This is a genomic window from Pedobacter sp. CAN_A7, assembly GCF_015752175.1.
Classification (GTDB): domain Bacteria; phylum Bacteroidota; class Bacteroidia; order Sphingobacteriales; family Sphingobacteriaceae; genus Pedobacter.
The window spans coordinates 66,839-78,987 of sequence record NZ_JADOUW010000005.1 but is presented as its reverse complement, the minus strand read 5'-3'; the positions used below and the strand labels follow the sequence as shown (position 1 = coordinate 78,987).

The 12,149-nt window shown below is 43.1% G+C and carries 6 protein-coding genes; all 6 read right to left on the bottom strand.

The genetic code is table 11. The features are described 5' to 3' along the window. Positions 1 to 69: 69 nt before the first annotated feature. The 6 genes from IWX76_RS17015 to IWX76_RS16990 all read right to left on the bottom strand — a co-directional run bounded on the left by IWX76_RS17015 (position 70) and on the right by IWX76_RS16990 (position 11,970). Entirely contained in the window at positions 70 to 1,530 is a 1,461-nt protein-coding gene (locus IWX76_RS17015; protein WP_196861237.1) for a SusD/RagB family nutrient-binding outer membrane lipoprotein, read from the bottom strand. 45 nt (positions 1,531 to 1,575) lie between these two features. Beyond that, complete coding sequence (locus IWX76_RS17010; RefSeq protein WP_334642131.1) at positions 1,576 to 4,842, bottom strand: SusC/RagA family TonB-linked outer membrane protein; 3,267 nt, start codon at positions 4,840 to 4,842, stop codon at positions 1,576 to 1,578. A 215-nt stretch (positions 4,843 to 5,057) separates the two neighbouring features. Beyond that, positions 5,058 to 6,440 (bottom strand): alpha-amylase family glycosyl hydrolase, encoded by a 1,383-nt coding sequence (locus IWX76_RS17005; RefSeq protein ID WP_196861236.1) that lies wholly within the window; start codon positions 6,438 to 6,440, stop codon positions 5,058 to 5,060. Further along, positions 6,433 to 7,512, bottom strand: a complete 1,080-nt coding sequence (locus tag IWX76_RS17000) for a SusE domain-containing protein (protein WP_196861235.1) — start codon at positions 7,510 to 7,512, stop codon at positions 6,433 to 6,435. Before IWX76_RS17000 ends, IWX76_RS17005 begins: the two co-directional genes overlap by 8 nt. Positions 7,513 to 7,522: 10 nt before the next feature. After that, positions 7,523 to 9,007 (bottom strand): RagB/SusD family nutrient uptake outer membrane protein, encoded by a 1,485-nt coding sequence (locus IWX76_RS16995; RefSeq protein WP_196861234.1) that lies wholly within the window; start codon positions 9,005 to 9,007, stop codon positions 7,523 to 7,525. An 8-nt stretch (positions 9,008 to 9,015) separates the two neighbouring features. Further along, on the bottom strand, positions 9,016 to 11,970 hold the full coding sequence (locus IWX76_RS16990; RefSeq protein ID WP_196861233.1) for a SusC/RagA family TonB-linked outer membrane protein: 2,955 nt from the start codon (positions 11,968 to 11,970) through the stop codon (positions 9,016 to 9,018). Positions 11,971 to 12,149: the final 179 nt, after the last annotated feature.

The following is a 12,149-nucleotide window of genomic DNA, read 5'->3' as shown; positions in this document are numbered from 1 at the left end:
AATGTTTTTTACATGATAAAACAATAGTTTCGTTTAGGCACCTGGATGTCTAAACGAAACTATCAATAATTACTTTTCCCACCAAACTTTTGTCATCACATTATCGCCACCAATTCGGTCAGCTGCAATCTTATAATTCTCTAAGTTAGTTTGTTTCACATCGGTATGATACATAAACCGACTCGGCATCACCCCACCGTGCAGCATATATTCTGTTTTTGGTAGTTTTGGAAAACCTGTACGGCGGTATTCGAACCATTGCTGGTAATCGTTAAAGAACAAACCAAGGTATTTTTGATTCATAATCTGTTCTAAGGTTCCGTTAAATGCAGCTTTGGTATTTTGGAAATACGTAGCCGGCATCACCGCGGTTTTCCATTGCGTGATCGCAGCAGTTACCCCTTTTTCATAGGCTATTTTTGCCGCAGCCATATCACTGCTTTGCAAAGCCACTTCCGCTTTTATAAATTCTACTTCCGCATACCCCATCATTACCTCTAAAATTTCAGTCCCTACAGCATTCGGATACATGATATCGCCGTTAGGGGTACTTGGTGAATAGCCAAATTGTGATGCATCACCCGAGTGACCATGAGGAATACCTTTGTAACCCAGGTCTACCGGTACTTTGTTTACAATCTGACTAGCCTTGGTCATGAACAATGCACGTCGTGGATCCTCTAAACCATTAAGCATATCAACAAAGAAACTACCCATGGCTTGGCTATTCACGTAATCCTGACGTCTGCCCCAGGCATAATCATAAGGTGCAATACCATTTACTTTAACTAAGGCCGCTTCGGCATTACTGGTAAATACCGGGTAAGTTGCCGGATTAGCAATCATGGTTTTCAAACGGTTATAACTGTTAAAAGCCGGCTTATTAGATGCCCTTAACAACATGCGCATCAATAGCGAGTTGTTAAACTTACGCCAGTTCTCTTTATTATTGTTGTAAAGTAAATCGTTACCACTCATCACGCCTTCACCGGCATAAATAGTGTTCGCCGCTTCCAATTCCTGGATTAAACTGGTATAGATCTCTTCCTGGGTATCAAACTTAGGTTTTGTTATCCCTTCTTCTGCCAGCAAGCCTTCTGAATAAGGAACATCACCAAAACTATCCGTTAAAATTCCAGTAATGTATGCTTTTAAGGTGGTAGCCACTGCCCCGTAAACTGGCTGATTATAAGTTACTGCTGCCGATTCCATTTCGCGAATATTACGCAAGTATTTATAAGCCGCATTCCAGGTACCGTTACCAGCAGATTCCGAAATATCATAACGGTGTGCCCCTAAAGCCACACTGGGGTTAGGTAAACCCACCTGCATCATCTGCCAGGTAAAATCGTAACTTCTTACCGAAAAGTAAGTACTCATGCCATATATCGTCGGCGTAACTAAACTTCCGGGGGTAACTTTCTCAATCAGGTTTGGATTGGTATTCAGCTCTTCAAAATCTTTCGTACAAGCGCCAAGCACCATCACGTTCATCAGGGCAAAAACAGCTATTATCTTTGTTTTCATCATCAAATATTTTTTTGGCTTACAACAAGCCTTCTGTCAATTGTTAAATTATAATTGCAACCTTAGGTTTAAACCAAAAGTTCTGGTGCTTGGCATCTGGCCCATTTCTACACCTGGCATAATACTTCCACCATTTAAAGCCGCTGTTTCCGGATCGAAAATTGGGAATTTAGAGATCATAGCTAAGTCTCTGCCGTACACCGCCACACTTGCGCCAGAAACTTTTAACTTACTTAACAAGCTTTTTGGCAAACGGTACTCAAAACGCACCTCTCTTAATTTCAAATAAGAAGCATCAAAACTGTTGGTCTCTGTGTTAGCACGACGATAAAAGTCGGCATAGAAAGTATTAACAGGCACTTTGGTCGTGTTTGGCGAATAAGAACCATCTGCGTTCTGAATCACACCATCACCAATAATTCCGCCTTCTTCACGTCCGGCAATGGTATGGCTTAATTTACCCTGCTCCGACATTTTGTGGTTGGTTTGCGAATAAACGATACCACCAAACTGTCCATCTACCAATACGCTCAGGCTAAAGTTTTTATAAGCAAACTCATTTTGGAAACCACCTTTCCAGTCGGCATATGCATTGCCGATATACGACTTCTCTGTCGGTCTAACAGGCAGGCCTGTTTTCTCCGTATAGATAATCTGTCCTTCCGGATTACGAACCATGGGAAAACCCCATATATCGCCGGTAGAACCACCTTTGGTACCGATGATTTGTACACTACCAGAACCACTTTGAGCAAGGATCTGTTGGTAACCTTCATAATCTTCACTTAACGACACAATTTCATTCTGGTTTTTTGCCCAGGTAGCAGTTGTGGTCCAGCTAAAGTTATCCGTTACAATTGGTCTGCCACTTAACATCACCTCTACGCCACTATTTTTAATCACACCACCATTAATATAGGCACTGCTAAAACCGGTGGTCACATCTAAAGGAACAAGTAATACCTGGTCTTTAGTGGTGGTATGATAATAGTTCACATCTGCAGTAATCCGGTTATTAAACAAGCCGAAGTTCATTCCAGCTTCCCATGAATTGGTACGTTCTGGCTTAAGCAATGCATTGTGCAATACACTTGGTGCCTCTGCTGATCCTGGAAAATCCGATGTTCCATAATATTTACGGGTTTGGTAAGGATCAGTATCCGATCCTACTTGCGCCCAAGAAAGCCTTAATTTAGCAAAGGAAACCGCTTTAGGCATTTGGAACATTTCACTTAAAATATAACTGGTACTTACCGAAGGGTAGAAATAACTGTTATTTCCATTAGGTAAAGTAGATGACCAGTCGTTACGGCCAGTTACATCAAGGAACACTTTATCATCCCATCCGAAGTTTAAAAATCCGTATACACTGTTTACCGCTTTCTCGGTTAACTCGTTTTCTGCTACTGCCGTCGTTAAAGCATTCGACAACTTGTAAATACCAGGTAGTAATAAACCTCTAGCAATGGCATTATTTGATTTAAGACTTCTTTTCATCAAGTTTCCACCTAAGGAAGCTCTGAAATCAAGTTTAGGCAATAGTTTATCATTGAAGTTCAACATCGCATCGGTATTCGATTCGAAGTAAGTGATATCTTGTTGTTTAAAGTAACCAACAGGGAAATTAGCGGTATCGAACGTACGGCGTTGCTCAATCTGATCCTGTCTGGTACTTAAACCAGAGCGGAACATTAAGTCCCATTTGCTGCTGAAGGTATAGACCCCCTGAAGGTTTCCATCAATATTATGACTGTTAATGCTATTGGTCATCTCATTAGCAATCAAATAGGGGTTCTCAATATAAGAACTGTAAGGATGAATCTGTTTTAATTGCTCCTGCCCTTTTTGCCACATCGGTTTATACCATTCCAAATCCACATTAGGATTTTGGAAGATCATAAAATAAGAGATACTCTGGTTATTATAGCCTGTTCCAGGTAAGTTGTCGCTATTTTTATTGGTATAGCTAAACTTAGCGTTTAACTTCAGTTTGTCTGATAGCTGCATGCTGGAGTTAAAAGAAGCCACCAAGCGTTCAAAACCTGTATTAGGCATGATCCATTCGTTTTTAGTATGCGAAACCGAGCTTCTGGCCGTAAATTTTTCATTACCACCATCAACCGATACGCTGTTCTGCAAGGTATAACCAGTACGGAAAAAGCTTTTCACATTGTCTTCGTAGGGTACCCAGGGCGTTCTAACCGCACCTTGTCCTTCTACATTAGGGTCATATTGAAAAAACTCCTGACCATCGAATTTTGGTCCCCAGGCACTGGAGGTTCCACTGGTGCTTGGTCCATCTTCTGATGCACCATAGGAATAGTAAAGCTCACCTGCCGCATTTTTGTTCAGGTTGCCTTGACCATATTGGTGTTGAAAATCTGGCCAGCGCAATACATCATTAAAACTCGTGTTTGAATTAACACTCACACCTAAACCATTTGTTGTTCTTTTACCCGATTTAGTGGTAATAATTAACGCACCATTGTTAGCGCGACTACCGTATAAGGCTGAAGCTGCCGCACCTTTTAGAACGGTAACCGATTCAATGTCATCCGGATTAATATCCGAGACCCCATTACCAAAATCGATTGGAATATCTTTATCACTGCCAGAAGTTCCGGCGCCATAAGCATCATTAACACCCGAGCTTACAGATCCTGAAGCCAATGGAATACCATCAACCACGATCAGGGCATCGTTACCACCCGGTTTTAAGGAGCGGTCGCCACGCAAGTTGATCCGTGTGCTGTTTAGCGGTCCTGAGCCTGCTTGTGTTAGGTTTAGTCCTGGCACTTTACCTTTCAGGGCGTCAGACCAGTTGTTGGAAGGAACATCGGCAATCGCCTTTCCCTCTACAGTAGTAATGGCATAACCCAGAGATTTTGCCTCACGTTTAATACCTAATGCGGTAACTACTACCTCATTCAGTGCATTGCTGGATTCGGCTAATTGAATATTGAAATTTTGAGTAGCTTCTTTAGCAACCAGCGTTTGTGCGGTATACCCGATCATGTTAAATGATAATACGGTTCCTTTTTTAACCTGCAGGCTAAATGCGCCATCCTGATTGGTGGCGGCAAACACCTGACCTTGCGCTGTACTGATGGTAACGCCCGGAATAGGCAAACCATCTTTGGCGTCTTTTACGGTTCCTTTAACGAGAATAGATTCTTGCTGCTGACTCACCTGAACACGGAGGGCCGACTTAGCCTGTGTGAGTTGAGGGTTTAATGTAGAAGCGGCAAGGATAGAAAACACCATGCATTGCATGGCTTTTTTAATTTGCCTTTGATTAGTAAAATTCTTGTTCATTTTTCTTTGTGTGTACCTTTTTTAACAGCACAAAGATTGATTTCACACTTTAACTCTATGTTAACTGGGCGTTACTAAACGCATAGCTTAACTGATAAGCACATGGTGACATCATTATGTTTAACATCAATTTAATTTGAGAAGTAAATATCTCCCAGTTTCAATTCATGATGTTTATTAGCGCAGCGGTTGATTTGAACCGCTGCGCTTAATAATTATTTTGTTAATACCATGTATTGATAAGGTTGAAAGAATACCTGATTGTTTAAGGTAACTGAAGCGCCAGTAAAGGCGTTCTTCCAAATCCCACGATGTTCAACGGGAACAGTGAAGGTCGTATTGTTCCCACGCAGGCTCGCTATGACAAATACCTTTTCCTTACTGGTCGACTTGGTAAATGCAGCCACATCATCATTATGATAAACCGCAAGATCACCTCGTTTCACAGCATCGCTGTTTTTTCTGAAACTGATTATCTTTTTATAGGCGGCTGTCATGTCTGGATTTTTAGACCAGTCTATTGGTGTACGATAAAAGAAGTCCATCGACCGCGTACTGCCTACCTCCTGTCCGGTGTAAATCATGGGTACACCTTTCATATATGCCGTAACCAGGAAAGCAGCCAGAGACCCGAATTTACCGCCATAGAGATTTATCGGACTTCCATCAGTATGGTAAACGTCGTGATTGGTAATGTACCTGATCACATGAGATCCTGGCAATGCACTTGCATATTCACTTGTATTCTGCTCCTGCAGGAGGGTGACTGAATTGCCGTTTCTGAATACCTTGTTTTCTAGGGCCGCATAGTACCCAAAACCATAAACCATTGGAAAACCAGCCTTGAAATGATTAGCCCGGGCTCCTTCCGCTATCATGAATAACTTACGATTACTTATATTCTTTAAAGCATCATTGGCCTCTTTCCAAAAATCAAATGGAACATAATCGGCTGCGTCGCAACGAAACCCATCAATATTTGCACTAAAAATCCAGTATTTCATGGCATCAATCATGGATGTCCTCATTTCCTGATTCGTATAATCCAGTGCAGCTACGTCACTCCAGTTTGTTCCTGCAGGCTGAATGATATTTCCGCTCGCATCCTGTTGATACCAGCTTTTATTGCTAATCCAGGCATTGTCCCAGGCCGTATGTCCGGCCACCCAATCTAAAATCACAGCCATCTCCCGCTCATGGGCAGCATTTACCAGGGCCCTTAAATCATCCAGGTTGCCCAATTCGGGATTCACCTCTTTATAATCTTTAACGGCATAGGGTGAACCTAAGCCCTCCGCTTTATTTAATTTACCAATCGGATTAACAGGCATCAGGTAAACTACATTTACGCCCAGTGCTTTGATAGAATCCATTCTGGCTGTAACCCCTTTGAAAGTGCCTTCCTCGCTAAATGCCCTCAGGTTAACCTGGTAAATAATGGCATCTTCAGGATCTGGAACCTGATTAAAACGTGTGCCATATTGAGGGTAAGAACCATCCGGAACAATAGGGCTATTGTCTTTCTTACAAAATGTAAAAAGTGTTACACTCCATAATAAAAATATTTTTAGAATGGTGGCTTTGCTATAATTAATCATTTTTCTTTAGCTTAAAATTGTACTTAGATGGATCGTGTAAATCCAGCGTTATGGTGTAGTTTCCGCTTGATGGCACAGTGATGTTGCTCACTGCAGAATTATAGCCATAAACCGGACTATTAGCATAGGCAAGTTTCCCCTCTTCATTCACTCCAAAATCGATAATCCAGGCATTATTTGCCCTGAATTTAAATGATCCGGTAGCAAGCATATCTGCTGTCACCGTCCATACCTGAGCAGCAGGATCATAAGTTAGCTGCGTATCAGAATCCCAACCACCCGAAGTGGCGTCCCCCAGAATGGACCAGGTAATTTTGGTGGCAGACCAGGTATTGCTGTTGAGGTTTACAGCGACTTGAATGTAACCTGACTCCGCAGCAAGTAATCCGGCTGCATCACCCGCAACAGATATTTTTCCTTCCCCCGCATCTCCATAATTGATGTGGTTCCAGTCTCTTGCAGAGGTCATTTTAAAATAATTGGTTCCACCTGCAGGAATATAGATATAGGCTTCGTAAATGCCCGGCTGAAGGGCAGCTGCGGTAGGTGCAGTGGCTGGTGCCCAGCCCTGAAAATCTCCTGGGATATATAACAATGGATAAATCACCCGGGCAACGTAAGGTGTTACCATAACCGTTACTGGATTACTATAGGTGCCACGGTCTTGCTCGGCCTTCAGCCTGAAGACCAGCTCGCCGGTGGCACCGCTGGCAATGCCCATCAGTAAAGCCAGGTCGTTCAGGTCTTTTCCTTTATAAGATTTACTTAATACATCATTCCCAATAGGAACACTTGTGGCTTTAGTCCAGGCCGCACTTCCAATGGTATCTGCCGGAACAGCTACTTCCAGCGTATAGGAAACGGAAGCCTTAATAGGATAACTTACCGCAGGCCAGGAGAAAGTGATCACTGCAGTGGTATCGTTCGCCTCTGACAGGTTAACCGATGTTTGATCTGCTGTTAATGGCGTGCTAAAAGCAACAGCTTGAAGCATGGTAAGTTCTATATCTTTTTTACAGGATTGTAAAATACCTGCACAAATAAATACAAATAGATATATATGTTTTTTCATGGCGTTGAGGTTAATAGCCTGGATTTTGTTTCAAGCCTGGATTTGCATTAAGTGCACTTGTAGGGATAGGAAATAATAACCTAAATGCAGGTGCTGCAGGCGCAAAATCATGTGCGAGGAGAAATGTATTGAATCTGATCATATCTTGTCTGCGGTGACCTTCCCAATTGAGTTCAAATCCACGTTCATTATAAACATCCTCTAATGTTGGAGGGCTAGACAAGACGTTTAAGCCTGCTCTTTGTCTGACCTGATCAATGAATGGCTTGGCTAAGCCAGAATTGCCCATGCGGACATGGCATTCTGCTTTCATTAATAAGACATCAGCATAACGATAGATCGGGAAATCGTTTGATTCACCGCTGCCATCCTGTGGTGGAACAGGGAAAAACTTGACGTTCCTGATTCCCTCGTTTGGTGCTGCGCCAGGGTTGTCTAGCGAAGTGACATCAAGGGTATAGGTTACGCCGCCAGGCTGCTGGCCAACTAAAAACTGCTTTTTACGGATATCATTGTCGTCATAACGGTCATAAAAGGGCCGCGGTACAATGGTGCCATTCCAACCGCTGAAACCAAATAAAGCGATTCCATTTGCTCCGTTTACACTGCGAAGGGCATAAATGTTTCTGGAAACGATGTTTGCTGTGGCAAAGATGGAAAGAATGGTTTCATCTTCCGGCAGCTTATCTCCGAATAGCTCATAATACTGAAAACCTAAAGGACTGGACGCATTGGCGCTTCCGGCATGTAGACTAAAACCACCCTCGGAAACTTTATCGCAAGCCGCCAGACATTCTGCCCATTTCGCAGTTCCGGTGTAGACCTCCGCATTTAAATAAACTTTTGCCAATAAGGCATAACCCGCCCATATATTGAACCTGCCATAATATTGACCACCTTTGGTCTCCGCCAATTGATCAACGTTTTCGGTAAGTTCCTTTTCGATAAATTCGTATACCGTAGCCCTGCTCGCCTGTGGTATTTTATCTACGGTAATATTGTTGTCCGTATAGAAAGGTACTGAACCGAAATCATCTATCAATAAGTAGTAGAAAAAGGCTCGCAATACTTTTGCCTCCGCAATTTTTGACGCCTCAGCCTTTGATTGCTCCAATTGATCAACAGCAAGATTTGCAGTGTAAATGGATTTATAAAGCCAGTTCCAGGTATTGTTAATGATACCGGCAGTGGGTAGCCATTGCCGTTTATAAAGCTGCGCAAAATCCAGTTGCCAATCTCCTGTATTTCGATGTGGAATAACTTGTTCATCAGACGACATGGTATTGAGGTCATACCAGCAATTATCGGCACCAGCATATCCGGTACCCCAGTTTCCAGACACCTGAGAATAAACATTGGCAAGGGCAATATCGGCGCCTTCCGAAGACCCGTAAAATTCATTTGCAGCATATTTATCATAAACACGCTCATTTACTTTTTTACAGCCAGGTGCTGCCAGTGCAATGATCAAAATGACTGTTAATATCTTTTTCATATCCATTTCTATTTAAAAACTACATTTAAACCAAGGGCAAAAGTCTTCGTTCTTGGATAAATACCTCCATCTGCGCCTGACCCATTCCCTCCGCTCACATTGAGTTCCGGATCTATGCCCGTATAATCCGTAATCAGCAACAGGTTTGACCCCGTAAGTGAAAGCCGCAGTGCGCTTACATATTTAATCTTTTTGGTTTTTATCGTATAACCGAATGACAGATTTTCCCACCTTAAGAAAGCACCGTTCTCCAACCACAGGTCTGACCCATATTGTGAGGTGTACAAGCCTAAAGGAATGGCACTCTCCAGCACATTCGACTTACCCAGGTTCTCGAAATAACTCAAATTTGGGCGGATGGAATTATATATCTTGTTTCCACCAGAACCTCTCCATACCATGGAAGCATCAAAATTTTTGTACCAGAAACTTGGTGTAAATGCATAAGTGTAGGTAGGGATAGCAGAACCATTGAAAACCCTGTCAGGACTCTGGCTGCCCTGATCGATAAGTCCATCTCCGTTTTGATCAACGACGGTCTCTGCATCGGACTCGTCTTTGCCCAAGTGCTGAAGAATGTTATAGGTACCGATAGGCATGCCTTCGATCAGGTAGGAATTAGCTCCCCAGGGCACATAATTTGTATTCAGGGGCACCCCTGCAATGTTTCCGCTTAAGTTAAGCACCTTATTTTTTAATAAGGAGGCATTGCCGGCAAGGGTTAAACCGCTGTGCTCCTTTTTGATGACCTCGTAACTTAAGGATAGTTCTAAACCCTTGTTCTGGATACTTCCTACATTGGCCGTAATATTAGGATAAGGAAATGGTGGCTGAGGGACAGTATAGCCGAAAAGCAGGTTATCCGTTGTTGCCGTAAAGGCATCAATCGTTCCGCTCAGGCGCCCGGAGAACATGGAAAAGTCAATTCCGACATTAGTTTGCTCACGTGTTTCCCAGCGCAGGTCGGGATTTGCGTTCTGGCTAATCACAAAATTGGTGACCGGCGCACCGCCGAAATAAGTTACCCCCGAGTAGCCGACTAACTGAAGTGATCCTTGTGGTGACAGTCCTTGTTGGTTTCCGGTGACACCAAAGCCACCCCGTAACTTAAGGGAACTAAAAACCCGCTGGTTTTTCATGAATGGTTCTTCATCTATCTTCCAGGCCACAGATCCGGAAGGAAAATCGCCCCATTTATGGTTGACGCCAAATACGGAAGATCCGTCTCTCCTAAAACTGGCCGTAAACAGGTAACGGTTCTTAAAACTGTAATTTACCCTACCTAAAAAGGACACCAGGTACCTGTCGTTTTTATAAGAAGAGAGATCACCAGGTGTCACCCTCGTAAGATCTCCCAGTTGCAGCGCATTAAACGCTGTAACATCATTAATAAACCCCTTAGCCTGTGCAAAATTCCCATTATAGGTTTGCCCCTGTGTTTCATAAACAGCAATAGCATCCACATGATGGTCGCCTAAATCCGCCTTATAATTCAGGCTGATGTCCATCAGTTTCTCATCATTGTGAAAATTATTGATGTTCGCAATCCCCTTGTTGTCGACTGCTGCGGCCACTGTTGACATCGCAGGAAGGTAATAACCCGAGTTACCGTCAACCTTTCTCCAACTGCCGAACCATCCCGCGCTCAACCCTTTATATAACTGAAGATCGGCACGAAAGCTACCAAACAAGCTGTTAATTTGATTCTGATTAACCACGGTATTTGCCACGGCATAAGGATTAATATACTGGAAAATGTTAGGGTCTGCATAATAGCTGCCGTCCGTAGCTAACACTGGATCCGTCGGTCTGGTCACGTAAGCATTGGTGATCAGATTTGACCTGAAACTTTCCCTGCCCACCCCCGTAGGACTGTAGTTGGTGTTATTAACCCCATTGTTCAGATTCATGGTCAATGTCAACTTATTATCAAAGGCTTTTTGGGTTGCCTGTATCCTGCCTATATAATTTTTGTAATTTGATTTGATGACCGAGCCAGTCTGAAGAATAGCAGAAACCGAGGCCCTATAATTAAAGTTGTTGGCACCTCCCCCAAAGGCCAGGGTGTGGTTCTGTGTTACGCCGGTCTGGGTGAGCAAATCGTACCAATCCGTACTGGAACCATGATTGGCAGATGCGGGAACATTGTACAATTGCGCCTGTTCCCACCACTGGTCTGCATTTAGAATCTTCAACCCTTTAGGCAAAACATCAACAGAGGTATTGGCGGTATAATCCACACTGGATTGGCCAGCCTTGTTTTTCTTGGTGGTAATAATAATGACCCCAGGTGCGCCACGGGAACCATAAATGGCCGTGGCTGAAGCGTCTTTTAGAATATCAACAGATTCAATTTCACTCGGTGGAACCTGGGTAAGCAGGTCCATATTTCCCTGTACACCGTCAATAACAACCAGGGGATCATTGCCACCAATTAGGGAGGTAATTCCCCTGATGCGTACACTGGGAGAGGTGCCAGGTTCGCTTCCGGTCTGGGTGATGTTTACGCCAGCGGCCTTTCCTGCCAATTGTTGAAGAGGATTGGTAACAGCACCGGGATTCAGGTCCTTGCTCGCTACCGTAGAAACAGATCCGGTAAGATCAGATTTCTTCACCGTACCATAACCTACAACCACAACTTCTGAGAGGGCTTCCGCATTGGGAACCAGCGCTACCGTGAGCGTTTCATCTGCTAGAATGGTTTTTTCAATAGCATCATACCCTACATAACTCACGTTAAGTGTTAAAGGGCCTTTATTAGGCGTCGTAAATTCGAACTTTCCCTCCTGATTTGTGGTAGTACCCTGGGCGGTTTCTTTTACCCTGACTGTAACACCAGGAAGTGGCAGATTTCGCTCATCAACAACTTTACCTTTAAAGGTGCCATTTTGCGCAAATAAATGCATTGATAAGAGAAGGAACAGTATGGTAAGACCATACTTGTATAGGTAAACTTGTTTCATAAGAATATATTTGGTTTTTAATTTTTGCTCCGGTAATTACTTTGAGCACATCAAATAAAGCTCAAGCGGGAAGCAAAAACAAGGTCATGGAATCCATATATTAAAAATAAACACAGAATTATCCATTAACTTATTGACAATGAAATAATTGAAATCAAATACAGCTTTGGAATATATAG

Excerpts from the sequence above, each read along its gene's own strand:
- IWX76_RS17015 (WP_196861237.1), bottom strand. The coding sequence starts at position 1,530 with ATGATGAAAACAAAGATAATAGCTGTTTTTGCCCTGATGAACGTGATG.
- IWX76_RS17010 (WP_334642131.1), bottom strand. The coding sequence starts at position 4,842 with ATGAACAAGAATTTTACTAATCAAAGGCAAATTAAAAAAGCCATGCAA.
- IWX76_RS17005 (WP_196861236.1), bottom strand. The coding sequence starts at position 6,440 with ATGATTAATTATAGCAAAGCCACCATTCTAAAAATATTTTTATTATGG.
- IWX76_RS17000 (WP_196861235.1), bottom strand. The coding sequence starts at position 7,512 with ATGAAAAAACATATATATCTATTTGTATTTATTTGTGCAGGTATTTTA.
- IWX76_RS16995 (WP_196861234.1), bottom strand. The coding sequence starts at position 9,007 with ATGAAAAAGATATTAACAGTCATTTTGATCATTGCACTGGCAGCACCT.
- IWX76_RS16990 (WP_196861233.1), bottom strand. The coding sequence starts at position 11,970 with ATGAAACAAGTTTACCTATACAAGTATGGTCTTACCATACTGTTCCTT.